The organism is Pseudomonas sp. TYF_14 (assembly GCF_043105275.1).
Classification (GTDB): Bacteria; Pseudomonadota; Gammaproteobacteria; order Pseudomonadales; family Pseudomonadaceae; genus Aquipseudomonas; species Aquipseudomonas alloputida.
Map to the genome: position 1 here is coordinate 102,208 of NZ_JBICLK010000089.1, position 23,502 is coordinate 125,709.

At 63.1% G+C, this 23,502-nt stretch carries 22 protein-coding genes; 11 read left to right on the forward strand and 11 right to left on the reverse strand.

Annotation, left to right across the window (positions count from 1 at the left end):
* Positions 1-24 precede the first annotated feature (24 nt).
* Positions 25-1,479, forward strand: coding sequence for a TrkH family potassium uptake protein (locus tag ACF8O8_RS26005; RefSeq protein WP_020193572.1), 1,455 nt, complete (start codon positions 25-27; stop codon positions 1,477-1,479).
* Here ACF8O8_RS26005 and ACF8O8_RS26010 read toward each other — a convergent pair.
* Positions 1,436-2,497, reverse strand: a complete 1,062-nt coding sequence (locus ACF8O8_RS26010; RefSeq protein ID WP_392510739.1) for an AraC family transcriptional regulator — start codon at positions 2,495-2,497, stop codon at positions 1,436-1,438. The genes ACF8O8_RS26005 and ACF8O8_RS26010 overlap by 44 nt on opposite strands.
* Before the next feature lie 153 nt (positions 2,498-2,650).
* Here ACF8O8_RS26010 and ACF8O8_RS26015 point away from each other — a divergent pair, with 153 nt between their 5' ends.
* Positions 2,651-2,962, forward strand: a complete 312-nt coding sequence (locus ACF8O8_RS26015) for a DUF962 domain-containing protein (protein WP_003254563.1) — start codon at positions 2,651-2,653, stop codon at positions 2,960-2,962.
* A gap of 38 nt (positions 2,963-3,000) precedes the next feature.
* On the opposite strand, the gene ACF8O8_RS26020 is transcribed toward ACF8O8_RS26015, so the two are convergent.
* Positions 3,001-3,798: a UDP-2,3-diacylglucosamine diphosphatase gene (locus ACF8O8_RS26020; RefSeq protein WP_003254566.1), complete on the reverse strand. Its 798-nt coding sequence runs from the start codon at positions 3,796-3,798 to the stop codon at positions 3,001-3,003.
* 127 nt (positions 3,799-3,925) lie between these two features.
* Here ACF8O8_RS26020 and ACF8O8_RS26025 point away from each other — a divergent pair, with 127 nt between their 5' ends.
* Both ACF8O8_RS26025 and ACF8O8_RS26030 read left to right on the forward strand, forming a co-directional pair.
* Complete coding sequence (locus tag ACF8O8_RS26025) at positions 3,926-4,693, forward strand: AraC family transcriptional regulator (RefSeq protein ID WP_104886533.1); 768 nt, start codon at positions 3,926-3,928, stop codon at positions 4,691-4,693.
* Positions 4,694-4,874: 181 nt separating this feature from the next.
* Positions 4,875-5,765, forward strand: coding sequence for a DMT family transporter (locus ACF8O8_RS26030; RefSeq protein WP_010955195.1), 891 nt, complete (start codon positions 4,875-4,877; stop codon positions 5,763-5,765).
* Here ACF8O8_RS26030 and ACF8O8_RS26035 read toward each other — a convergent pair whose 3' ends face one another.
* Positions 5,766-6,047, reverse strand: a complete 282-nt coding sequence (locus ACF8O8_RS26035) for a SelT/SelW/SelH family protein (protein WP_010955196.1) — start codon at positions 6,045-6,047, stop codon at positions 5,766-5,768.
* Positions 6,048-6,114: 67 nt separating this feature from the next.
* On the opposite strand from ACF8O8_RS26035, the gene ACF8O8_RS26040 reads away from it, so the two are divergent.
* A complete protein-coding gene (locus tag ACF8O8_RS26040; RefSeq protein WP_392510740.1) occupies positions 6,115-8,301 on the forward strand; it encodes a patatin-like phospholipase family protein in 2,187 nt (728 codons plus the stop codon).
* 33 nt (positions 8,302-8,334) lie between these two features.
* On the opposite strand, the gene ACF8O8_RS26045 is transcribed toward ACF8O8_RS26040, so the two are convergent.
* Positions 8,335-8,772, reverse strand: coding sequence for a MarR family transcriptional regulator (locus tag ACF8O8_RS26045; protein WP_392510741.1), 438 nt, complete (start codon positions 8,770-8,772; stop codon positions 8,335-8,337).
* 150 nt (positions 8,773-8,922) lie between these two features.
* Entirely contained in the window at positions 8,923-11,070 is a 2,148-nt protein-coding gene (gene recQ / locus ACF8O8_RS26050) for a DNA helicase RecQ (RefSeq protein WP_010955199.1), read from the reverse strand.
* A 243-nt stretch (positions 11,071-11,313) separates the two neighbouring features.
* Between recQ and ACF8O8_RS26055 the strand changes: the two genes are divergently transcribed.
* The 3 genes from ACF8O8_RS26055 (at position 11,314) to ACF8O8_RS26065 (ending at position 13,944) form a co-directional block, all read left to right on the forward strand.
* Positions 11,314-11,901, forward strand: coding sequence for a YecA family protein (locus ACF8O8_RS26055; RefSeq protein WP_010955200.1), 588 nt, complete (start codon positions 11,314-11,316; stop codon positions 11,899-11,901).
* A gap of 7 nt (positions 11,902-11,908) precedes the next feature.
* Positions 11,909-12,274, forward strand: coding sequence for a YbaN family protein (locus tag ACF8O8_RS26060; protein ID WP_010955201.1), 366 nt, complete (start codon positions 11,909-11,911; stop codon positions 12,272-12,274).
* Between the two features lie 311 nt (positions 12,275-12,585).
* Positions 12,586-13,944: a TolC family outer membrane protein gene (locus ACF8O8_RS26065; protein WP_010955202.1), complete on the forward strand. Its 1,359-nt coding sequence runs from the start codon at positions 12,586-12,588 to the stop codon at positions 13,942-13,944.
* Between the two features lie 62 nt (positions 13,945-14,006).
* Here ACF8O8_RS26065 and ACF8O8_RS26070 read toward each other — a convergent pair whose 3' ends face one another.
* From ACF8O8_RS26070 to ACF8O8_RS26080, 3 genes are all read right to left on the reverse strand, one after another.
* Complete coding sequence (locus tag ACF8O8_RS26070) at positions 14,007-14,606, reverse strand: tRNA-uridine aminocarboxypropyltransferase (RefSeq protein ID WP_010955203.1); 600 nt, start codon at positions 14,604-14,606, stop codon at positions 14,007-14,009.
* Positions 14,607-14,670: 64 nt separating this feature from the next.
* Positions 14,671-16,236 carry a PAS domain-containing methyl-accepting chemotaxis protein gene (locus ACF8O8_RS26075; RefSeq protein ID WP_346641402.1) on the reverse strand — a complete coding sequence of 522 codons (1,566 nt, stop codon included), beginning with the start codon at positions 16,234-16,236 and terminating at the stop codon, positions 14,671-14,673.
* 138 nt (positions 16,237-16,374) lie between these two features.
* Positions 16,375-17,268 carry a LysR family transcriptional regulator gene (locus ACF8O8_RS26080; protein ID WP_003254585.1) on the reverse strand — a complete coding sequence of 298 codons (894 nt, stop codon included), beginning with the start codon at positions 17,266-17,268 and terminating at the stop codon, positions 16,375-16,377.
* A 224-nt stretch (positions 17,269-17,492) separates the two neighbouring features.
* Here ACF8O8_RS26080 and speB point away from each other — a divergent pair, with 224 nt between their 5' ends.
* Positions 17,493-18,443 carry an agmatinase gene (speB, locus tag ACF8O8_RS26085; protein WP_041166556.1) on the forward strand — a complete coding sequence of 317 codons (951 nt, stop codon included), beginning with the start codon at positions 17,493-17,495 and terminating at the stop codon, positions 18,441-18,443.
* A gap of 132 nt (positions 18,444-18,575) precedes the next feature.
* Positions 18,576-19,955 (forward strand): sodium:solute symporter, encoded by a 1,380-nt coding sequence (locus ACF8O8_RS26090; protein WP_010955206.1) that lies wholly within the window; start codon positions 18,576-18,578, stop codon positions 19,953-19,955.
* 126 nt (positions 19,956-20,081) lie between these two features.
* Here ACF8O8_RS26090 and ACF8O8_RS26095 read toward each other — a convergent pair whose 3' ends face one another.
* Positions 20,082-20,210 (reverse strand): PA1414 family protein, encoded by a 129-nt coding sequence (locus ACF8O8_RS26095; RefSeq protein ID WP_009683677.1) that lies wholly within the window; start codon positions 20,208-20,210, stop codon positions 20,082-20,084.
* A 124-nt stretch (positions 20,211-20,334) separates the two neighbouring features.
* Positions 20,335-21,228 carry a LysR family transcriptional regulator gene (locus ACF8O8_RS26100; protein ID WP_003254589.1) on the reverse strand — a complete coding sequence of 298 codons (894 nt, stop codon included), beginning with the start codon at positions 21,226-21,228 and terminating at the stop codon, positions 20,335-20,337.
* Between the two features lie 104 nt (positions 21,229-21,332).
* On the opposite strand from ACF8O8_RS26100, the gene ACF8O8_RS26105 reads away from it, so the two are divergent.
* Positions 21,333-22,523 (forward strand): MFS transporter, encoded by a 1,191-nt coding sequence (locus tag ACF8O8_RS26105; protein WP_392510742.1) that lies wholly within the window; start codon positions 21,333-21,335, stop codon positions 22,521-22,523.
* Positions 22,524-22,541: 18 nt separating this feature from the next.
* On the opposite strand, the gene ACF8O8_RS26110 is transcribed toward ACF8O8_RS26105, so the two are convergent.
* Positions 22,542-23,468 carry a DMT family transporter gene (locus ACF8O8_RS26110; RefSeq protein WP_010955209.1) on the reverse strand — a complete coding sequence of 309 codons (927 nt, stop codon included), beginning with the start codon at positions 23,466-23,468 and terminating at the stop codon, positions 22,542-22,544.
* Positions 23,469-23,502 lie beyond the last annotated feature (34 nt).

Genomic DNA, 23,502 nt, shown 5'->3' on the forward strand with positions numbered 1-23,502 from the left:
CCGTTTCGAGTCTGAGCAGATCACATGGCGTTGCCGACCTTAAGGATCATTGGTTTCATCATCGGCATCTTCCTGATTACGCTGGCCGTGAGCATGGCCGTGCCCATGGCGACCCTGGTGATCTTCGAGCGCACCGGTGACATGCCGTCGTTTCTCTGGTCGAGCCTGATCACCTTCATCGCCGGCCTGGCCCTGGTGGTGCAGGGGCGCCCGGAGCATGTACACCTGCGCCCGCGCGACATGTACCTGCTGACCGTCAGCAGCTGGCTGGTGGTGTGCGTGTTCGCCGCGCTACCGTTCCTGCTGACCCAGCACATCAGCTACACCGACGCCTTCTTCGAAAGCATGTCAGGCATCACCGCCACTGGCGCCACCGTGCTCAGCGGGCTCGATAACATGTCGCCGGGCATCCTCATGTGGCGCTCGATGCTGCACTGGCTCGGCGGTATCGGCTTTATCGCCATGGCGGTGGCGATCCTGCCGCTGCTGCGCATCGGTGGCATGCGCCTGTTCCAGACCGAATCGTCCGACCGCTCGGAAAAGGTCATGCCGCGTTCGCACATGGTCGCCAAGTCCATCGTGGGGGTTTACGTCGGTTTCTCGATACTCGGCGCGCTGGCCTTCTGGTGGGCGGGCATGAGCCCGTTCGATGCAATCAACCATGCCATGTCGGCTATCTCTACCGGCGGTTTCTCCACCTCCGACCAGTCGTTGGCGAAATGGGATATCCCGGCCGTGCACTGGGTTGCAGTAGTGGTGATGATCATGGGCAGCCTGCCGTTCACCCTCTACGTAGCCACCCTGCGCGGCAACCGCAAGGCGCTGATCCGCGACCAGCAGGTGCAAGGCTTGCTGGGCATGCTGGTGGTCACCTGGCTGGTGCTGGGCACCTGGTACTGGTACAGCACCAACCTGCACTGGCTCGATGCCCTGCGCCATGTGGCGCTGAACGTGACCTCGGTGGTCACCACCACCGGCTTCTCCTTGGGTGACTACAGCCTGTGGGGTAACTTCTCGCTGATGCTGTTCTTCTACCTGGGCTTCGTTGGCGGCTGCTCCGGCTCGACCGCAGGCGGCATCAAGATTTTCCGCTTCCAGGTGGCATACATCCTGTTGAAGGCCAGCCTCAACCAGCTGATTCACCCGCGCGCGGTGATCAAGCAGAAATACAACGGCCATCGCCTCGACGAAGACATCGTGCGCTCGATCCTGACGTTCTCGTTCTTCTTCGCGATCACCATCTGTGTCATGGCGCTGCTGTTGTCGCTGCTGGGCGTGGACTGGATGACCGCGCTGACCGGCGCCGCCGGCACGGTTTCGGGTGTAGGCCCGGGCCTGGGTGAAGTGATCGGCCCAGCGGGCAACTACGCGACGCTGCCTGACGCGGCCAAATGGATTCTGGCGGCCGGCATGCTGCTGGGTCGCCTGGAAATCATCACGGTGCTGGTGTTGTGCATGCCGGCGTTCTGGCGTCACTGAGCACTTCGCCTTCCGCGCCCAGGCGGGCGCGGTACTCGCTGGGCGTGGCATCGAACCAGCGGCGGAACGCCCGATAGAAGTTGCTGGGGTCGGCAAAGCCCAGCAGGTAGGCGGTTTCCAGCAAGGTCATGCCCGGCTGGGCCAGGTATTGTTCGGCCAGTTCGCGGCGCGTGTCGTCAAGCAAGGCCTGGAAGCTGGTGCCTTCCTCCTGCAGCCGCCGTTGCAGGGTGCGCTGCGACAGGTGCAGGGCCTGGGCCAGGGTTTCGCGCTTGGGCTCACCCTGCGGCAGGATGCGGCACAACACCTGGCGCACGCGGTGGCTGACCCGGGTTTCGGAGAAGCGTGCCAGGTACTCGCCGGCAAACCGGTCGTGCAGCACCGCCATGGCCTCGTTGGCGGTCGGCAGCGGCGCCTCCATGTCGGCCCGCTCGAACACCAGCGCATCATGTGGGGCGCCGAACACCAGCGGCGAATGGAACGCCACCTTGTAAGGCTCGACATTCTTCGGCTGCGGCCCCTGCACCAGGACCCGCCGCGGCTGGACCGGCCGGCCACTGAGCCATTTGCACAGCGCCAGCGCACAGGCCAGCGACGCTTCGGCGCTGTGCCGGGTTGGCGGCAGGTGGTCGCCGTGCACGGTCAGAATCAGCGAATAGCCCTCGGGGCCGAGGACGAAACTGAGGTCGGAGCTTTCGGCGATGATGCGCTGGTAGCGCACCAGGCGCTCGAAGCCCTCGGCCAGGGTGCGGCTGGACATCAACGCATAGCCCACCACATGGAACGACGCCGGGCGGACCACCCGTGCCATGTTCAGGCCGATGGCCTCATTGCCTGACAGCTCCACCGCCAGTTGCCATAGGCGGGTCATGGAGTCTTGCGGAAAACGTGCGTCGGGATCGTCGAGGGCGGCAAAGTCCAACCCCAATTGCTTGAACATGGCTCTGCAATCCAGCCCTTCCAGTTCAAGTGCCTTCACGATCCCTGATGCCCAACTGGCTGACGTTGTTCTTTCGCTCATGACAGGCTTCTTTTACCAACCGCTCCTGCGGTGAACCCCAAGGATACTCATTTGGCGCCTATTGTCACTGGTAGGCCCCGTCAGTCACTCTAGACTCGAATCAGGCTCCACGCCGTGTATCTTGTCCAGAAGTATTAATCCCGGAGCACTGCCATGAACAGCACAGCGCAGTTTCGCAGTTTTGCCGAGTTCTATCCGTACTATCTGGGGGAGCACAGCAACCCCACCTGCCGCCGCCTGCACTTCGTCGGCACCAGCCTGGTGATAGCGCTGCTGGCCTACACCATTGGCAGTGGCAAATGGTTGCTGCTGCTGGCCGTGCCGGTGTTCGGCTATGGCTTTGCCTGGGTCGGGCACTTCTTTTTCGAGAAGAATCGGCCAGCGACCTTTACCTATCCGCTGTACAGCCTGGCCGGGGATTTCGTGATGTTCCGGGATATCCTGCTAGGCAAGCTCAGGCTGTAAGCATCTGAGGCCGCTTGGCGGCCCCCTGCCCTCGAGCCTTAAGCCGGCTCGCGCAACGCCGCCACGGCCTGCGCTTCGGCCAGCCGATACAGCTCGACACTGCCGTCCCAATGCTCGATCAGGGCCGTGCACGACTCCACCCAGTCCCCGCAATTGAGGTAGTCCACCTCACCCACCTTGCGGATCTCGGCATGATGGATATGCCCGCACACCACCCCGTGAAAACCACGGCGGGTGCACTCATGGGCAATGGCGTTCTCGAAGTCGCTGATGAAGTTCACCGCGCCTTTCACCTTGTGCTTGAGGTACGCCGACAGCGACCAGTAACCATAGCCATACCGCGCACGCCAGTGGTTGAGCCAGCGGTTGAGCACCAAGGTGAATTCGTAGGCGCGGTCACCCAGAAACGCCAGCCAGCGGTGGTAACGGGTAATCACATCGAACTGATCACCATGGACCACCAGCAGTCGGCGGCCATCGGCTGTCAGGTGCTCGGCCTCGTCTACCAGCTGAATGTTGCCCAGAATCAACTTTGAGTAGCGGCGCAGGAATTCGTCATGGTTGCCGGTGACGTAGATCACCTCGGTACCGCGCTTGCTCATGGTCAGCAGCCGGCGAATCACGTTGGTGTGGGCTTGCGGCCAGTAGATCCCGCCGCGCAGCTTCCAGCCATCTATGATATCGCCCACCAGATAGACGCGATCAGCCTGGTAGCCCTTGAGAAACTGCGACAGGTGTTCGGCCTGGCAGTCGCGGGTACCCAGGTGCACGTCGGAGATCCACAGGGTACGCACGCGTTGCTTGCGCGAGGGGCGGGACAGTTCGGCATGGCTCATGGGCAGGCTCCGGCGCAGTTTGCTGGAGACTGGCAGGCACACATGACAGCGCCATGGCAAAACGGTGACGAGTGATGGCGTGCAGGGATTGAGGCACAATGGGCGCCTGCCCTGCGAGGAAGCCCCCATGACCGCCGGCCCGATCCTCTCGCTGCGCCATTACCGCGACAGCCTGATCGCCCATAGCCACGAACACCCGCAACTGGTGTTCGGCCTGCGCGGCCGCCTGGAGTTCGAGGTCCAGGGACATGGCGCCGGCATCGATCGCCAGGGGCTGATCGTGGTCCCGGCGGGTGCTCATCACACGTGCGCCAGCGATGCCGGCAGTGATTGCCTGGTGCTTGATGTGCCAGGGGAGCCTTGGCTGCGCGAGCACCTGGGCGAGCATGCCGATGCCAGCCGCCGCCTGCTCGACCGCCCGGCCGCCGTAAGCCTGGATGAGCGCCAGCAGCAACTGGTGGACTGGCTGGCGACCAGCCCCGTGCACGACCCGTTGATCGCCAGGCAAGGCGCGGCACTGCTGCTGGCCAGCCTCAACGCCACGGCGGCAGCCAGCGTGCACCCCAGCCAGCGCCTGCCCTACAGCGCCTTCGATGCGCATATCGAACAGCATGCTGCCTACCCGCTGCAGGTTGCCGACCTGGCACGCATCGCCGGGCTGTCCATTGCCCGGCTGCATGCGCGATTTACCGCGGAGTGCGGGATGACTCCGATGGACTACATTCGCCAGCGGCGGTTGCTCAAGGCGCGGCGGCTAATCGTGCAGACCGTGCTGCCGATGGGCGAAATTGCGGCGCAGGTGGGGTATAGCTCGCAAAGTGCCTTTTCAGCGGCGATGCTGCGGGCGTTCGGGTGTACACCTTTGGCTTTGCGGCGAGAGTCTGGCGATAACTGACAGCAGTCTTGCGACAGAATGTGTTTGCCTGAGGCTTTACACTTTGCCTTTGCCGGCCCCTTCGCGGGTAAACCCGCTCCTACAGGATGCCCCCGCCTGAATGTTGTGCAAAACCTGTAGGAGCGGGTTTACCCGCGAAAGGGCCGGCACTGCCTGTAGAGATCTCCATCAAGGACCCACCATGAACCACCGCACCGCCCTCGGCGCACTGCACATTGGCGCGCTGTTCTTCGGCCTTACCGGCGTCTTCGGCAAACTGGCCACCAGCGCCAGCCCGGCGATCATCGTCTTCGGTCGCGCCACCTTCGCCGTACTCGCGCTGGCCCTGTTCGCCAGCCTGGCCGGTCCGGGCTGGCAACGCCTGAGCAGCCAGGATGCGCGCCGCCTGCTGCTCGGTGGTGTGCTGCTGGCCGGCCACTGGGTCAGCTTCTTCATCGCCGTCAAAGTGGGCGGCGTAGCCATCGCCACCCTCGGCTTCGCCAGCTTCCCGGCCTTTACGGTGATCCTCGAAAGCCTGCTGTTCCGCGAGCGTATCCACCGTAACGAAGCCGTCTTGGTCGTGCTGGTCAGCATCGGCCTGATACTGGTCACACCAGCATTCGACCTGGCCAGCGAAGCCACCGGCGGCCTGCTCTGGGCACTGCTCTCGGGCCTGCTGTTCTCGCTGCTGTCACTGACCAACCGGGCCGGCTCCGGCCGTTTGCCTGCGGTACAGGCCGCACTGTGGCAAAACCTGGTGGTGGGCCTGTGCCTGCTGCCGTTCGCAGCGCCCGGCCTGGCCGACGTTGCGGCCCTGGACTGGCTGTGGATCGCCCTGCTCGGCATCTTCTGCACGGGTGTGGCGCACAGCCTGTTCGTCGCCAGCCTGGCGGTGATCAAGGCGCGCACCGCCGCGGTCGTGTTCGGCATGGAGCCGGTCTACGGTATTGCCGTGGCCTGGGCAGTGTTCGCCGAAACCCCGACCGTGCGCATGCTGCTGGGCGGCGCGCTGATCATCTTCGCTATCGTGCTGTCCAGCCGTCTGGCTGCCGAGCAACCGCCCAGGCAGCGACCACTGACCGAGGGCGCCTGATCAGCGGTCGTTGTGACCAAGATCACGCTGCGGGTCGACCTGGTCGCGCACCCGCTGCTTCAGTACCTTCGCTTCGGGGAAACCACCGTCGGCCTTGCGCTCCCAGATCTGCACGCCATTGCAGGTGATGCGGAAGATACCCCCGGTACCCGGCTCCAGCGCTACCCGGCCAAGGTCGTCGGCAAAGGTGCTGAGCAGTTCCTGAGCCAGCCAGGCAGCACGCAGCAGCCACTGGCACTGGGTGCAATAGGTGATGACGATTTCCGGCTTGTGGTTAGCCATGGTGAAACATCTCCAGGTAAGGGGCCGCTTATACTATCGGTCTTTAGCCCACGGTTTGAGACTCACGATGCGCCGTTTGCTGTTCTGTTTTCTGCTCGTCCTTACCTCGCTTACGGCAATCGCGGCGGAACCCGCCAGGCCCAAGGTCGGCCTGGTGTTGTCTGGCGGTGCGGCCCGTGGCCTGGCCCACATCGGCGTACTCAAGGCGCTGGAGGAACAGGGTGTGCGCATCGACGCCATCGCCGGCACCAGCATGGGCGCGGTGGTCGGCGGCCTGTACGCCTCGGGCTACAGTGTCGAAGAGCTGGAAAAACTCGCGACCACCCTTGACTGGCAACAGGCGCTCTCCGATGCACCGCCCCGCGAGGATGTGCCGTTCCGGCGCAAGCAGGATGATCGCGACTTTCTGGTCAAGCAGAAGCTCAGCTTTCGCGACGACGGCAGCCTGGGCCTGCCGCTGGGTGTGATTCAGGGCCAGAACCTGTCACTGCTGCTGGAAAGCAAACTGGCGCATACCGCCGATACCCGCGACTTCGACAAGCTGCCCATCCCCTTCCGCGCCGTGGCCACCGACATCGCCAGTGGCGAAAAAGTCGTATTCCGCCGTGGTCACCTGCCCCAGGTAATCCGCGCCAGCATGTCGATCCCCGCCGTGTTCGCCCCGGTCGAACTGGACGGCCGCCTGCTGGTCGACGGCGGCATGGTCGACAACATTCCGGTGGATGTGGCCCGCGAAATGGGCGTGGACCTGGCCATCGTGGTCGACATCGGCACCCCGCTGCGCGATCGCAAGCAATTACTGACGGTGGTCGACGTGCTGAATCAGTCGATCACTTTGATGACCCGGCGCAACTCCGAAGAACAACTGGCCAGCCTGCACCGCGACGACATCCTCATCCAGCCATCGCTGACCGCCTTCGGCGTGACAGATTTCGGCCGTGCCCGCGACATGATCGACGCCGGTTACCGCGCCACTCGCCTGCTTGACCCGCGCCTGGCCACCCTGCGCCAGCTCGAGGGCGACGCCAGCCTGGCCGTGGCCCGCTCGCCGCGCCAGCGCACGCCGGTAATTACCGCAATCCGGATCGAAAACGACTCCAAGGTCAGCGATGATGTGATCCGCTCGTACATTCGCCAGCCGATCGACGCGCCGCTGGAACTGGATCGCCTGCAGACCGACATGGGTACGCTGTATGGCCTGGACTACTTCGACAGGGTGCAGTACCGCGTGGTGCACAAGGGCAACGACAATACCCTGGTGATCAACGCCCGCGGCCGCCGCGGCGGCACCGACTACCTGCGCCTGGGCCTGAACCTGTCCGATGACCTGCGCGGCGACAGCGCTTTCAACCTGGGCGCCAGCTACCGGGTCAACGGCATCAACAGCCTTGGCGCCGAATGGCTGACCCGCGGCCAGATCGGTGACCAGCAAGCGCTGTACAGCGAGTTCTACCAACCCCTGGATGTGGGCTCACGCTACTTCATCGCGCCGTACCTGGACCTGGGCTCGCAGAACATCGAAGCCACCCTGGACAACGACCCGGTCGCCGAGTATCGCCTGGAACGCTATGGCTTTGGCCTGAACGTAGGCCGGCAGATCGGCAACAGCGGTGAAGTGCGCCTGGGCGTGGGCAAGGCCTGGGGCGAGGCCGAGGTGCGCATCGGCGACCAGGACCTGCCCAAAGTCAGTTTCAACGAAGGTTTCTACGAGCTGAAGTACTCGTTCGACACCCTCGATAACGTGTACTTCCCGCACCATGGCGAGGACATCGGCCTGACTTTGCGCAAATACGACAAGTCGCTGGACTCCGACCAGGATTACCGGCAGTGGCTGTTCACCCTGGACAAGGCCATCAGCAGCGGGCCGAACACGTTCGTACTGGGTGGGCGCTACGGGCGCACGCTGGACGACACCGAAGTGGTGACGTCGAGCTTTGTGATGGGCGGGGCGCGAGAGCTGTCAGGCTTCCGCCAGGACTCGGTATCGGGGCAGAACGTGAGCCTGCTGCGCATGGTCTATTACCACCGGCTGACGCCACGGGCCTATGTGCCGCTGGACTTCCCGCTGTACATCGGCGGCTCGCTGGAGCGAGGGCGGGCGTGGAACAACGACAACGAATTCGACAGTGGGTACATCAATGCGGCGAGCATCTTCCTGGGGCTGGAGACGCCTCTAGGGCCGCTGAACTTCAGCTACGGCGCCAACAGTGCGCATGAGCAGGCGGTGTACCTGAACCTTGGGCACACCTTCTGAGGCTTGCACTGCACCTGCAACGATGGGGGGAGCTCAGGACTTTTCGAGGTTGGCCAGGATCTTGGCATGCACGCGCATGCAGACCTGCAAGTCCGCCTCGTCCACGCCGGTAAACAGCTCTACCCGCAGTTGGTTGGCGATGGTCTCGATCTGATCGATCAACGGCTTGGCCGGCGGGCACAGCACGATTTTCTTCGCCCGCCGATCCTCCAGCACCGCCTGCCGGCGCACCAGCCCTTGCCCTTCCAGGCTGTCGAGCAGACGCGCCAGGGTCGGGCCTTCGACACCTACGCTCTGGGCCAGCTCACGCTGGGTCGGGGCGTCTTCGAAGCGCGCCAGGTGCAGCAACACCAGCCAGCGCGCCTGGGACAGGTTGAGCCCGGCCAGGCGGCGGTCCAGCTCGGCACGCCAACCTCGGGACATCTGGGCCAGTTGCATGCCAAAGCGGTGTTGGTTGTCGTTCAGGGGCATAAGGAACTCATTGAGTAGATCTAATTATTAGGCAGCTAACCATGCCCTGCCCCACGAGGCAAGGCTCGGCCATGGTTACGCGTTCGATAATCGTCAAAAAGCATGACAAAGGTCAGCAGATGGCGCTTCTGCCTTCGATCCTGCATGCGTTTACAATTCGAATTCCGCCGCCAGTGCTGCGCGCACGCAATAGAGTACGCCCTCCGGCACCCGCGCCCCGAACTGCGGGGCAATGGCCGACACCGGTGGCAGCTCACCCTCGCCATCAAGAAAGGCGTCCTGCACCTCCATCATCAGGTCTTCCGGCAGGTCGATGGCCTGGTCCAGACTCAGCTCCTGGCGGCCCAACGCCTCGGCCAGCAGGCTATACACGTTCTTCTCGCTGCAGTTGAGCTGCCCGGCGATCTGCGCCGGGGTCATGCCGGCACGGGCCAGGCTGACCAGTTCGTGGCGCAGGTCGAGCACCACTTTCGGAGCCTCGTCGGTGCCACCGCTGTTGTTCAGCACTTCGAGGAACGCCTGGCCGTAGCGCTCCAGCTTGCGCGCCCCCACACCGCTGACCTGGGCCATGTCGCTGAGGCTGACCGGCTGGCTGCGCAGCATCTCCAGCAGTGTCGAGTCGGGGAAGATGACGTAGGGCGGCACACTGTGTTCTTCGGCCAGCTTGCGGCGCAGGGTACGCAGCGCTTCCCACAGATCGCGCTCTTCGGCACGCACCAGCTGGCTGGCCGGGCTGCCGCCGCTGGACGACGAGGTTTTGGCCGTGGTCTGCGGTTTGAGATCACGGCGCAGTTGCAAGGTCACCTCGCCGCGCAGCAGCGGCCGGCAGCTGTCGGACAGGCGCAGGCCGCCGTAGCCTTCCAGGTCGATATCGACCAGGCCGCGCGCCACCAACTGACGGAACAGCGAGCGCCACTCGACCTCGGCCAAGCCTTTGCCAACGCCGAATACCGACAGCTTCTCGTGGCCGAAATTGCGCACCTTCTCGGTGTCCTTGCCCAACAGCACATCGACCAGGTGGCCAACACCATAGCGCTGGCCGGTGCGGAACACCGCCGACAGCGCCTGGCGGGCCGGCTCGGTAGCGTCCCAGGTCTGGATGTTGTCGACACAGTTGTCGCAGTGCCCGCACGGTTGTTCGAGGATCTCGTCGAAGTACGCCAGCAGCGACTGGCGGCGGCAGCGGGTTTCTTCGCACAGCGCCAGCATGGCGTCCAGCTTGTGCTGCTCGATGCGCTTGTGGCGCTCGTCGCCTTCGGAGTTCTGCAGCATCTGCTTGAGCATCACCATGTCCTGCAGCCCGTAGGCCATCCAGGCATCGGAGGGCAGGCCGTCACGGCCGGCCCGGCCGGTTTCCTGATAGTAGGCTTCAAGCGATTTGGGCAGGTCGAGGTGAGCAACGAAGCGCACGTTGGGCTTGTCGATACCCATGCCGAAAGCAATGGTAGCGACCATGATCAGCCCTTCCTCGTTCAGGAAGCGATGCTGGTTGGCCGCCCGCGTCTCGGCGGCCAGGCCGGCGTGATACGGCAGCGCGGGGAACCCCTGACTACAGAGGAAGGCGGCGGTTTCGTCGACCTTCTTGCGCGACAGGCAGTAGACGATGCCAGCGTTGCCACGACGTTCGCCGAGGAAGGCCATCAACTGCTTGCGCGGTGCCTCCTTGGGCACGATGCGGTAAAAGATGTTGGGCCGGTCGAAACTCGACAGGAAGCGCTCGGCGCCTTGCAGGTGCAGGCGCTGAACGATCTCCTCGCGGGTTCGCATGTCGGCCGTAGCGGTAAGCGCAATGCGCGGCACATGCGGAAACAGTTCGGCCAGCTGACCCAGTTGCAGGTACTCGGGGCGGAAATCGTGGCCCCATTGCGAAACACAGTGGGCCTCGTCAATGGCGAACAACGAGATGTCCAGATCGCGCAGGAAGTCGAGCATGCGCGGCTGCACCAGGCGTTCCGGCGCCAGGTACAGCATCTTGACCTCACCACGGCGCAGGCGCCCGGCCAGTTCACGCTGCTGCTCCGCCGTCAGGGTAGAGTTCAGGGCGGCCGCAGACACACCCAGCTCGTCAAGGGTGGCGACCTGGTCGTCCATCAGCGCGATCAGTGGCGATACCACCACCGTCAAGCCCGGGCGCAGCAGCCCCGGCACCTGGAAACACAGCGATTTGCCGCCACCGGTGGGCATCAGTACCAAGGCATCGCCGCCATTGGCCACGCATTCGATGATCGCTGCCTGGCGCCCACGGAAACTGTCGTAGCCGAAGATGTCCTTGAGAACGCGCTGAGCCTGTTCGAGCATGTGCAACTCCAAATCGCCGTACCATCCTGGATAAAGGCTGGACGAAAAACCCGCCCCGCACACGCCAAATGCGTAAGCGGTTTTTGCCAGGCAGCCATTGAAACCTGCCCCTGGATGAAAAATCGCGGAGTATACCGCAGCACCGTGCTGCACATGCACCGCGGCGATAGACGTTCCCTTTGCCCCGCTGCCGCTGCAAGGTGCTAGAATTCGTTATCGTTTATTCCCCAAGGTAGCCCTGTAATGTCCTTCGCCGAGCAACTGACCCGCCTGCAAGCCTTCCTCGACGCCGACGAGCTGCACGAAGAAGCGCTGGACTATGTCGCCGCACACGGCTACCTCACCGCTCTTTCGATCAACGCCGAGGACGTGCCCGAGCGCGAATGGATCGACGCCCTGTTCGCCGAGGAGCCGCACTACGCCAGCGAAGCCCAGCGCACCGAGATCGAGGCCACCCTGGTGGCGCTCAAGGCACACATTGCCCGCCAGCTGGCCAGCGACGAAGAATTCGACCTGCCCTGCGACCTCGACCTGACCGATGAGCCGGACGATTCCGACCTGCGCGGCTGGTGCATCGGCTTCATGGAAGGCGTGTTCCTGCGGGAAGAGGCGTGGTTCGAAAACGCCGAGGAAGAAGTCAGCGAAATGTTGCTGCCGATCATGGTGGGTTCGGGCTTGTTCGACGAACAACCAGAGTTCGCCGACATCGCCAGCAACGCCAACCTGCAGGATGACATGATCGTGCAAATCCCCGAGGCACTGAGCGCACTGTTCCTGCTGCTGCACGCCCCTGACGAAAAACCGGCGCTGCTCAAGCCACGCCACCACTGAGCAAGCTGTGCGCTACCTGCTGCTGGCCACTGGCTGGCTCAGCGTCGCGCTGGGGGTGCTGGGGATATTCCTGCCGGTATTGCCCACCACCCCATTCCTGCTTTTGGCGGCGGCCTGCTTTGCCCGCAGCTCGCCGCGCTTCCATCACTGGCTGGTCCATCATCCCAAGCTGGGGCCATGGATCCGTGACTACCTCAGTGGTGAAGGCATCCCCCTCAAGGGCAAGGTCTACGCCATCGGCCTGATGTGGGCCAGCATTGGCCTGTCGTGCTACCTGGTGCCGCTGTTCTGGGCGCGCACCTTCATGTTGACCAGTGCCGCATTGGTCACCCTGTACATCCTCAGCCTGAAAACCCTGCACAAGCCAAAGTGACAATATTTTGTCGCCAAATATCGCTTTCGCCTAATCAATGCCCTCTTTATCCGAATTAGTTCTGGAACTGGGCATAGCCCTTGTATCCATTGGTTTTCAAGGCATTTCCTGCGTTCATTCCGTGCCCTTGAATGCACACTTATTAGACAACAAAGATATTATATGGCAATTTGATATGAATAAATCTTCTTACCTATCGCGTTGAATGTACTTAGCTGTGTTGTTAAAAACCTGCAACACTATACGCGATAAGTTTATCGTCATTTTTTTGGCGAACAGCAGGATCAATTCCAGGATCAGGGAGATGTACCATGCGCGTTTTGAACCCCATCACCAGTGCTTTACTGTTGGCCCTGGCGAGTGCCAACGTACAGGCGATGTCGATTACCGAGGCTGTCCAAAGCGCCGTGGACTACCACCCACAAGTCAGCTCCAACCGTAACAGCAAGCTGTCGGCCGATGAAGACGTGAAGTTCGCGCGTGGTGGCTACTACCCTTCCGTGGACCTGGTTGCCGGTTATGGCCGCCAGCGCTCAGACAACGCCACTACCCGCGCCGAGGGAAACCACAACAAGGAAACCCTCAACTACACCCAGTCCGAACTGCGCCTGCGGCAGATGATCTTCGACGGCTTCAACACCTCGAATGAAGTAGGACGCACCGAGGCGGTCTCTACCTCCCGCGCCTATTACACCCAGGCCGTTGCCCAGGATGTCGCCCTGCGTGCAGTCGAGGTCTACCTGGAAGTGCTCAAACGCCGTGAACTGGTGACCCTGGCCAAGAACAACCTGCAAGCTCACCTGCGCGTCAACGATCAGATTGGCCTGCGCAACGAGCGCGGCGTCGGCAGCACCGCCGACCTCGACCAGTCCCGCGCCCGTCGCGCCCTGGCGGAAAACAACCTGGACACCGCCGAAGTCGACCTGGCCGATGCCGAGGCCAACTTCTTCAGTGTGATTGGCCGTGCCCCGGACGAGCTGGAAAGCCCGCAGAGCATCAAGGGCGAGGTGCCAGGCACCCTCGAAGAAGCCCGCGATGGCATGCGTCAGAACAACCCGTACATCAAGTCTGCCCAGGCTGACGTCAACGCCGCCGAGAAGCAGTACGAAGTGGGCAAGTCGACCTTCTACCCACGCTTCGACGCCATTCTGGCAACCGGTGCCAACAACAACACCGGCGGCGAGAAAGGCCACAACAACAACGACTGGCAAGCTGGCGTGGAGATGAACTACAACCTGTTCCGCGGTGGCAGCGACAAGGCTCGCCTGCAGTCCGACGCGCACAAGATCAACCAGGCACTGGACATTCGCAACAACGCCCTGCGTGAGTTGACCGAGAACCTGAGCCTGGCGTGGAACGCCATGAACAACGCCAGCAAGCAGCTGCCGACCGCGCGTGAATACGCCGAAACCACCAAGCGTGTGCGTGCGGCCTACCAGGACCAGTTCGGCCTGGGCCAGCGCACCCTGCTGGACGTCCTCGACAGTGAGAACGAGCTGTACAACGCCGACCGCCGCTACACCGAGGTGCGTTATACCGAAGAGTTCTCGCGCTACCGCGTACTGGCGACCATGGGTGAATTGCTGAGCAAACAGCATATTTCGTTGCCACCAGAGGCGCTGGCGACCACCGAAGTCCGCACCGAGGCGCGTCTGCCTGAGATGCGTTGAGCGGGTTTTAGGTAGCGGGGCCGCTTTGTGCTGCGAATGGGCTGCAAAGCAGCCCCCAACCCTCACTCGCGGCCATGATTACGCTGAAAGGTCTCTACGCCCATGGCCCTGATCTGCCCCTCGATCAACGTCTCGAACGGCGCCAGCAGTGCATCGAAGCAGGCCGGTTGCTCCAGCGTGTTCAATGCCCCGACCACCGCCTCGATCGTCGACAACGCACCCGCCTCCGGCGCTTTGCGCAACCGATAGCGTGAAGCGGCCACCTGCCCCAGCGTCACCCGTGGCAGCCCCCCCAGCAACGGGTTCAGGTACAGCAGCTTGCGCGCCTTGCGCCAGGTGCCGTCGGGCACGATCAGCAGCAAAGGTTTGTCGCCCGCCTCGCCATAAGCTGTCAGCACCTGGGCGTCATCACCCGGGAACAGCAGCACCGGGTGGTATCCGGGGGTGGCGAGCAGGTCATGCAGGTCATCGAACACCTCTCCAATCCGCAGCTCGGCATTGTTCAGGCCAAGGGCAGCCAGGCGCGCCGTGTTCAGGGCATGGGCAGTTTCACTGGGGTGCTGCAGCAGGATCACACGGGTGCGGCTGTCGAGCGCGGGGATCAGTGGGCATAGGCAATGGTCGAGCGGGCGCTGGCAGCGCTCGCAGCGGGGTCTGGGCATGGCGGTCTCCTTGGCGGGGACAGTTTGCCACATAACCGGGGCCCGCTTTGCGGGCCCCGCGATTTCAGCGGTTGAACCTTTCCGCCAGGCTATGCAGGTACTCCGCCATGCGCTCGAGGTCCTGGCTGATTTCCGCGCCTTGCCTGGCTTGCCCGGCACTCTGGTCGCACAGCTGGGCAATTCTCACGATCTGCTGGTTGATGTCTTCAGCCACATGGCTCTGTTGCTCCGATGCCGTGGCCATCTGCTGGCTCATGCCGGTTATGCGGCTGACCGCCACGGCAATCCCGCTCAGCGCCGCCTGCACCGCCTCGACACTGTGCACACTGTCCCGGGAAATCTGCTCGCCCCGGCTGGCAGTGCTCACCGCTCGCTCCGCCCCGGCCCTCAACGAGGCGATGATATGGTGGATCTCTTCGGTCGACGCGCGGGTACGCTGCGCCAACGACCGCACCTCATCAGCCACCACGGCGAACCCGCGTCCTTGCTCACCGGCGCGCGCCGCTTCAATGGCGGCGTTAAGCGCCAGCAGGTTGGTCTGCTCGGCAATCGAAGTGATCACGTCGACCACACTACCAATCGACTGGGTCTGCTCGGCCAAGGCGTTGACTGCCTGACCAATGTCATTGACCGCATCGCTCATGCTGCCCATGTCTTTCAGGCTCTTCAGGGCCAGCTCGCTGCCCTGCTGCGCCAGCTGGTCGGCATCACTTGCCGCGTGTGCCGTACTTTGCACGTTGTGGGTGACCTGCTGGATGGTCGCCGCCATCTGCGCGATGGCCGTGGCGGACTGGTCAGTCTCGCTGCGCTGCCGGTCGAGCATCTGCGCCTGGGCATCGGACAAGTCGGAAGATTGCGCCGCCCGCGACTTTACCCCGACCCCGGCATCCACCAGGCGGGTCAGGGCCGTTTGCAGGCGGGCTTCTTCGCTGATGATGGCCAGGTCGAGCTGGCCCTTCAGGCCTGGGTTGTCGCTGTAGGTCAGCGCCACCAACGGACTGGTAAAGGCCTTGGGATGCTCAGCCAACGTGCGACGAATGGCCTGGTTCTGCCGGTGCTCGACCCAGTACCAAGCCAGCAGCAGACTTGCCATCAGCACCGCGAGCGCCGCATAGGGGGGCAGCCAAAGGTAACCCGCCGCCGACAGCAGGCCGGCGCCGATCAGTGGCCAGCCATGGCCCAGGCCGTGCCCCAGGCGAGCAGCCCAGGGCACTGGGCCGCGGCCATCACGCAAACGCGCATACAGTGCCTCGGCACGGCGGATCTGCTCGCGCGTGGGCACCGAGCGCACCGACTCGTAGCCACTGATCCGGCCTTGTTCGTATATCGCCGTGACATAGGCGCTTACCCAATAGTAATCGCCGTTCTTCGCCCGGTTTTTGACGATGCCCATCCAGGGTTTGCCCTGCTTGATGGTTTCCCACATATGGCCAAACACCGCCGGCGGCATGTCTGGGTGGCGCACCAGGTTGTGCGGTTGGCCGACCAGCTCGTCGTAGGTAAAGCCGCTGATTGCCACAAAGGCGTCGTTGCAGTAGGTGATGCGGCTGTCGAGGTCAGTCGTGGAAATAAGGCGTTGATCGCCGGGGAAGGTTCTTTCGTGCTCAGTGACGGGCAAATTCATGCGCATCTTGGGCGATCCTTGCAGGATGAAATAAGGGGGAAATCATCAGCGCAAGTTGATATGTAGCAGAGCGCTATCAGGTTAGCGGCCAGCGTTTAGCGGAATTTAACCCGCTCCCGACGGAATGCATGAATGCGTCGCATCTCAGCCCACGTTGAGCTGGCTTTTCAACAGGTCACGGAAGGTCTGGATCAACGGTTCGCGGCTGCGCCCGCGGCGAATGATCAGCGAGAACGGGGCCTGGTAACCAAAGGTCGACGGCGACAGCACGCGCAAGTCACCCTTGTCGACCCAGGCCTGGGCGTAGTGTTCAGGCAAGTAGCCGATATAGGCCCCGGAAAGGATCAGGATCAGCTGCGCCTCCATGCTTTCAACCGTCGCCGCACTGTGCTTGAAGCCATGCCGGGCCAGTTCGGCCTGGCTCCAATAACCACGGCCGACCATGCGCTGCTGGGTCACTACCTGCTCGGGAATGCGCCGCTCGGCATACAACGGGTGGCGGCTGCTGCAGTACAGCCAGTGCTGTTCGCGGTACAACGGCTGGTAGAGCAGGCCGCTCATCCGCGAAGAAAACGCGCCGATGGCCAGGTCCAGGCGGTTGTCCTGCACACCCAGTTGCAGCTCGTAGGGGCTGGACACCGATAGATGCAGGTGCACCGCCGGGTGCTCCTGGCTGTAGGCACCGATGGCTTCGGCCAGCGGCAAGGCGCGATCACCGACGGTGGAGTCGATCACCCCAAGGTTGAGGGTGCCACGCAGTTCGCCCTTCAGGGCGGCGGCATACTGCTCGAAACCGTCCAGCTCGGCCAGCAGGCGCAGGGTTTCCTGATGGAACAGCTCGCCCTTGCTGGTCAGGCTGAAGCCCCCCCGACCCCGGTGGCACAACACGATACCCAAGGCGCCCTCCAGCTGGCTCATGTAGGTACTGATGGCCGAGGTCGACAGGTTCAGCTCGCGCTGGGCGTTGGCAAAGCCCTGGTGGCGCACCACGCTGATGAAGATGCGCAGCAGTTTCAGGTCGGGCAAGGTCGAGGCCATGGTGCAACGGTTCCACAAGGGTATGTGCGCGCAGTCTAACTGCTCTACCCGCCTTTAGTTCAGAAATTCCTGAACTAAGTATTTGTCGGTAGCGATTCTTCCCCGGCGCTCGCTTGAGCAGACTTGGCCGAAATGTCCCTGCCCGTCGGCAAACCACACGTGAATGGCGCGCGGCGGCACAGGTTCGAACAAACACAACAATCGACCGACTGATGAGGCCCACCGTGGACAAGACTCTCCACCAACCACTGGGCGGCAACGAAATGCCGCGTTTCGGCGGCATCGCCACCATGCTCCGCCTCCCCCACCTGCAAAGCGCGAAAGGTCTGGATGCGGCCTTCATCGGCGTCCCGCTGGATATCGGTACCTCGCTACGTTCCGGCACCCGCTTCGGCCCACGGCAGATCCGCGCCGAATCGGTGATGATCCGCCCGTACAACATGGCGACCGGTGCCGCTCCGTTCGACTCGCTGTCGGTCGCCGATATCGGCGATGTGGCAATCAACACCTTCAACCTGCTGGACGCCGTGCGCATCATCGAAGAAGCGTATGACGAGATCGTCGAGCACAACGTCATTCCCATGACCTTGGGGGGCGATCACACCATCACCCTGCCGATCCTGCGTGCGCTGCACAAGAAACACGGCAAGATCGGCCTGGTACACATCGATGCCCACGCCGACGTCAACGACCACATGTTCGGCGAGAAGATCGCCCACGGCACCACCTTCCGCCGCGCCGTGGAAGAAGGCCTGCTCGACTGCGACCGCGTGGTGCAGATCGGCCTGCGCGCCCAGGGCTACACCGCCGACGACTTCAACTGGAGCCGTCGCCAGGGCTTCCGCGTGGTCCAGGCCGAAGAGTGCTGGCACAAGTCACTGGAGCCACTGATGGCCGAAGTGCGGGAAAAGGTCGGCGGTGGCCCGGTTTACCTGTCTTTCGACATCGATGGCATCGACCCGGCCTGGGCGCCCGGTACCGGAACCCCGGAAATCGGCGGCTTGACCACCATCCAGGCGATGGAGATCATTCGCGGCTGCCACGGCCTGGACCTGATCGGCTGTGACCTTGTCGAAGTCTCCCCGCCTTACGACACCACCGGCAACACCTCGCTGCTCGGTGCCAACCTGCTGTTCGAGATGCTCTGCGTGCTACCTGGCGTGGTGCGTCGCTAATACCGCTCTACCCCGGCAGGAGCCATGAGGGAGGGCCACTGAGGCCCGCCAACACAAGAAAAGACCGCCGGGCGCCGTGCAAACGCCCGCGCGGTCGATCTCGCCATAATAAAGATAATCGGGAGACCCCCAATGGCCTTGGACATCATTGTTGTAATGATCTACACCGCTGGCATGCTAGGCCTTGGCTGGTATGGCATGCGCCGCGCGAAAACCCATGAAGACTACCTGGTAGCCGGGCGCAATCTCGGCCCGGTGCTGTACATGGGCACCATGGCCACCACCGTACTCGGTGGCGCTTCCACCGTCGGCACCGTGCGCCTGGGCTACGTCCACGGCATTTCCGGCTTCTGGCTGTGCGCAGCCCTGGGCCTGGGCATCATCGCCATCAACCTGTTCCTCGCCAAACCGCTGCTGCGCCTGCGCATCTTCACCGTGACCCAGGTACTGGAGCAACGCTACAACCCCACCGCACGCCAGGCCAGCGCCGTCATCATGCTGGCTTATGCACTGATGATCGGGGTCACCTCGACCCTGGCCATGGCCACCGTCCTGCAGGTGCTGCTGGACCTGCCGTTCTGGGCTTCTCTGATGCTCGGCGGCGGCGTGGTAGTGCTGTACTCGACCATCGGCGGCATGTGGTCGCTGACCCTGACCGATATCGTCCAGTTCGTGATCAAGACCGTCGGCCTGATGTTCATCCTGCTGCCAGTGTGCCTGTACAAGGCCGGTGGCTGGGATACCCTGGTGGCCAAATTGCCAGCGGCCAGCTTCCAGCTGACTACCATTGGCTGGGACACCATCATCACTTACTTCCTGATCTACTTCTTCGGCATCCTCATCGGCCAGGACATCTGGCAGCGGGTGTTCACCGCCCGTGACGAAAAGGTCTGTCAGCGTGCCGGTACCGCCGCTGGTGTGTATTGCGTGCTGTATGGCCTGGCCTGCGCTGCGATCGGCATGGCTGCGCATGTGCTGATGCCCGACCTGGCCAACCCGAACAACGCCTTTGCCGAGATGATCAAGACCACCCTGCCCGATGGCATCCGTGGCCTGCTGATGGCTGCGGCCCTGGCGGCCATGATGTCCACCGCCAGCGCCGGTCTGCTGGCTGCCTCGACCACCGTGACCGAAGACCTGCTGCCCAAGCTGCGTGGCGGCAAGCAGTCGAGCCTGGGTACCAGCCGCCTGTTCACCCTGCTCACCGGCCTGGTGGTGCTGGGCATCGCGCTGATGGTGAATGATGTGATCAACGCCCTGACCCTGGCTTATAACCTGCTGGTCGGCGGCATGCTGATCCCGCTGATCGGGGCGATCTTCTGGAAGCGTGCGACCACTGCAGGCGCGATTGCCAGCATGTCGCTGGGCTTTGCCACCGCCCTGCTGTTCATGTTCCTGGACGGGCTGGAGGCCAATACGCCGATCTACTACAGCCTGGCAGTAGGGCTGGTGAGCTTTGTGGGCGTGAGCCTGGTGTCGCGCAAGTCGGTGGCGGCGGTGAAGCTGGCCTGACTGCTGTACCGGCCCTTTCGCTTGTAGCGGGCTTGCCCGCGCGAAAGGGCCAGTACAGGCAATAGACAATCAGCAGACACAAAAAGGCCGCTGCACCCACTCGGGTGTAGCGGCCTTTGTCGTTAATCAGCGCCGACGCGGTTGACGTTTGCGCTGCTCTTCATCAGTCGGGATCGGCACCGGCTGCAAGGGTGGTGGAATCAGCCCCAAGGCGACAGCCAGGTCATGGAGCCAGTTTGACAGTGGTTTATTCATAATGCCCCCTTGACGGGTCAGCCTCACGGCAAATCAATCCTGCGATGTTTCATACAGATCATAGCCCGATGTCCTGTATTACGCATGCCTCTGTTCCTACAGATAAGGGCGATTTTGACTCGGATCAAGCCGTGGCGGCGCATTCCGACGACTGGTTAATCGTTTCGCTTTGTTGCAGGTCGATCCATGCCTGCAGATTAGCCCCGCGCATACCTTGGCGCCACATCAGCCAGGTGACCGCCTGATCGAAAGGTGCCTGCAGCGGGTGCACCCTCACCCGATCACGCCCAGGCAGGCTGTCGAGCATCGACTGGGCCATCATCGCCACACCCGCACCCGCGATCACACAGGCCAGCATGCTCTGGTACGACTCGATCTCCATCACCCGCCCCATCGGCGTATGGGCATGGGCATACCAGGCCTCCAGGCGCATGCGGTACGAGCAGCCCTGGCGGAAGGTGAACACCGCCTTGCCCGCCACGTCCTTGGCGGTGAGGACCGCCGGGTGCTCGGGGCTGGTGATCAGTACCAGTTGCTCATCGCACAGCGGCACGCCATCCAGCCCGGCAAGGCTCGGTGGCCCGTCCACAAGAGCAGCATCCAGGGAGTGGTTCAACAGCCCTTCAAGCAACTCGCCGCTGGGTGCTGCACGCACTTGCAGGTTCACCTGTGGGTAAGCCTGGTGATAGCGCGCCAGCAACGCCGGCAAGTGGGTCGCCGCCGTGCTGTACATGGTCCCCAGCACGAAGTCCCCAGCCGGCTGACCGCCACGCACGGCGCCCAGCGCTTCGTCGCGCAAGGCGGACATACGGTTGGCATAGTCCAGCAGCACCTTGCCTGCTGGCGACAGTTGCAGGCGCTGACGTTCGCGCAGGAACAGTTCAACGCCCAGCTGCTCCTCGAGTTGGCGCAGGCGCGTGGAAAGGTTTGATGGCACCCGGTGCAGGCGCTCTGCGGCGCGGGTAACCGAGCCCTCCTCGGCCACGGCCTGGAAGATACGCAGTTGGCTGAATTCCACGGCATTCTCCAAAACAGAACAACTTTATCATCATTATTCAATTTTATTGAAAAATAAACCGCCCTAACCTGCCATCTATCGCTTACCTGCGCAGGAGACCTGTCATGTCGCCACTCATTCAACTGCTCGCCAGCGCCGTGGCGCTGATGATGGCCATGGGCATCGGCCGTTTCGCCCTCACCCCGCAACTGCCGCAACTGATTGCCGAGGGCCAGTTCGACCTGACAGTCGCTGGGCTGGTCGCGGCGGCCAATTACCTGGGCTATTTCGTGGGCGCGGTGGACGCCATGTTCGCCCGCTCGCCAGGCCAGGTACGGCGGCGCCTGCATGGGGGGCTGTGGCTGTGTGTGCTGCTGACCCTGGCCTCCTGGGCTGCCAACGGCTTTTGGGGCCACCTGCTGCTGCGCTTTGGCACAGGCGTAGCCAGCGCCTGGGTGCTGGTGATGATCACCAGCCTCAGCCAGCAAGTAGCCACTGCGCACAACCGCCAACGTCTGGGAGCGCTGGTATTCGCCGGGCCCGGCCTCGGTATCGCCGTGACCGGGTTACTGGCACTGGTTGCGCATGTGCTGGGACTTGGCTCGGCAGCCCTGTGGCTGATCTATGCCGTAGCTGCGCTGGTGATGCTGCTGGCCGTGCGGCCGTGGTTGCCACGGGCATTGCAAGCGGCACCGACTCAGTCGCCAGTACGACAAGGCCCGACGCGCAATGTCGGCACTGGCCGCCTTGGGTTGGTGTATGGCCTGTATGGCATGGGCTACATCCTGCCGGCCACCTTTCTGTCACAGATGGCCAATCAGCAGTTTCGCGGGCAGTGGCTGGCTGACCTGTTCTGGCCGGCGTTTGGCCTGGCGGCGGCGTTGGGCGTCTTGCTGGTGAGCGTGCGCCGTGGTGGCCGCACTTCAACCTGGTTGACCGCCACCCTGTGGTTGCAAGGGCTGGGTGTGCTGGCCTGCCTGATGGGTGGGGGTATCGGGCTGGCGCTGGGTGTTGCGCTGTGTGGCGGGCCGTTCCTGGCCTGCATGCAACTGGTCATGCAACGCTCGCGCGAGTTGGCGCCACAGGCCACACAGCGCAATGCCGGGCTGCTGACCGCATGCTTTGCCTTGGGGCAGTTGAGTGGGCCGCTGTTGGCGGCGCTCAGCAGCCACTACAGCGGTGGGCTGCAACCCGCATTGATGCTGGCGGCGGGCGGGTTGGTGGTGGCTGGCGGGTTGGTGGTGGCTGGCGGGTTGGTTCAGTTGCCGGGTGATGCACAACAAGGAAGCGCCTGTCAGGCCAAGGTTGCATCCTGAGCCGGTACAGGCAACCCATCACCCTACCAACCGCCGCAATTGTTGTTTAACCCAAGGCTCGGCACTGACCAGGATCACACCCAACAACACCATCAACGCCCCCACCACGAAATTCGCACTGAGCGGCTCATCCAGCAGCAAAACGCCAAAGGTCACCCCAAACAACGGGGTAATGAAGGAAAACACCGCGAGGTTCGACGCCAGGTATTTGCGCAGCAACCAGAACCAGGTGAGGTAGCTGATGAACGACACCACAATCCCCTGGAACAATACACTGCCCATCGCCAGCGGCGTCAGCGACACCGCGCCGATCTGACCGCTGAGCAGAGCGATCAGCAACAGCCCGGCAAAACCGACTGCCAGCTGATAGAACAGGGTCAAGGTCGCTGGCGCCTCCGACAACCGCGAGCAGCGCACCACCACCGTGGTCGCGCCCCAGGCCAGCCCGGCGATCACGCCAAAGGCATCACCCAGCAAGGTGCGGCCGTCCATGTGCTCGAACGAAGAGCCACCGGCAAAGGCCATGGCAATGCCGCCGAAGGCCAGCAGAATGCCCAGCCACTGCAGCAGCCGCAAGCGTTCACTGGGTAGACGAAAATGCAGGCCCAAGGCGGTAAATACCGGCGCGGTATAGAGGAATACCGACATGTGCGCCGCCGAGGTCAGTTTCAGCCCTTCGGCAATGAACAGAAACTCCACCCCGAACAGCCCGCCCGCCACCAGCCCTGCGCGCCAGGTGCTGCCGACCTGCTCCCAGCCACCCCGCCAGCACAGCATCAGGCCTACCAGCACAGCGGCAATGCCATTGCGCAGTGCTGCTTGCATCACCGGCGCGATGTCGACGGCGGCGGTCTTGATCAGTACCTGCTGGCAGCCCCAGATCAGGCAAAGGCCCAGCATTACCTGGAAGGCAAAGGCGTCTGGGTTCTTGCGGACCGCGCTCATAAGCGGGCCTCTGGGGTGATCGTAGGCATAAGCA

Bases quoted from the DNA above. Each gene is read 5' to 3' on its own strand.
- ACF8O8_RS26005 (WP_020193572.1), top strand. From the start codon at position 25: ATGGCGTTGCCGACCTTAAGGATCATTGGTTTCATCATCGGCATCTTC.
- ACF8O8_RS26010 (WP_392510739.1), bottom strand. From the start codon at position 2,497: ATGAGCGAAAGAACAACGTCAGCCAGTTGGGCATCAGGGATCGTGAAG.
- ACF8O8_RS26015 (WP_003254563.1), top strand. From the start codon at position 2,651: ATGAACAGCACAGCGCAGTTTCGCAGTTTTGCCGAGTTCTATCCGTAC.
- ACF8O8_RS26020 (WP_003254566.1), bottom strand. From the start codon at position 3,798: ATGAGCCATGCCGAACTGTCCCGCCCCTCGCGCAAGCAACGCGTGCGT.
- ACF8O8_RS26025 (WP_104886533.1), top strand. From the start codon at position 3,926: ATGACCGCCGGCCCGATCCTCTCGCTGCGCCATTACCGCGACAGCCTG.
- ACF8O8_RS26030 (WP_010955195.1), top strand. From the start codon at position 4,875: ATGAACCACCGCACCGCCCTCGGCGCACTGCACATTGGCGCGCTGTTC.
- ACF8O8_RS26035 (WP_010955196.1), bottom strand. From the start codon at position 6,047: ATGGCTAACCACAAGCCGGAAATCGTCATCACCTATTGCACCCAGTGC.
- ACF8O8_RS26040 (WP_392510740.1), top strand. From the start codon at position 6,115: ATGCGCCGTTTGCTGTTCTGTTTTCTGCTCGTCCTTACCTCGCTTACG.
- ACF8O8_RS26045 (WP_392510741.1), bottom strand. From the start codon at position 8,772: ATGCCCCTGAACGACAACCAACACCGCTTTGGCATGCAACTGGCCCAG.
- recQ (WP_010955199.1), bottom strand. From the start codon at position 11,070: ATGCTCGAACAGGCTCAGCGCGTTCTCAAGGACATCTTCGGCTACGAC.
- ACF8O8_RS26055 (WP_010955200.1), top strand. From the start codon at position 11,314: ATGTCCTTCGCCGAGCAACTGACCCGCCTGCAAGCCTTCCTCGACGCC.
- ACF8O8_RS26065 (WP_010955202.1), top strand. From the start codon at position 12,586: ATGCGCGTTTTGAACCCCATCACCAGTGCTTTACTGTTGGCCCTGGCG.
- ACF8O8_RS26070 (WP_010955203.1), bottom strand. From the start codon at position 14,606: ATGCCCAGACCCCGCTGCGAGCGCTGCCAGCGCCCGCTCGACCATTGC.
- ACF8O8_RS26075 (WP_346641402.1), bottom strand. From the start codon at position 16,236: ATGCGCATGAATTTGCCCGTCACTGAGCACGAAAGAACCTTCCCCGGC.
- ACF8O8_RS26080 (WP_003254585.1), bottom strand. From the start codon at position 17,268: ATGGCCTCGACCTTGCCCGACCTGAAACTGCTGCGCATCTTCATCAGC.
- ACF8O8_RS26090 (WP_010955206.1), top strand. From the start codon at position 18,576: ATGGCCTTGGACATCATTGTTGTAATGATCTACACCGCTGGCATGCTA.
- ACF8O8_RS26095 (WP_009683677.1), bottom strand. From the start codon at position 20,210: ATGAATAAACCACTGTCAAACTGGCTCCATGACCTGGCTGTCGCCTTG.
- ACF8O8_RS26105 (WP_392510742.1), top strand. From the start codon at position 21,333: ATGTCGCCACTCATTCAACTGCTCGCCAGCGCCGTGGCGCTGATGATG.
- ACF8O8_RS26110 (WP_010955209.1), bottom strand. From the start codon at position 23,468: ATGAGCGCGGTCCGCAAGAACCCAGACGCCTTTGCCTTCCAGGTAATG.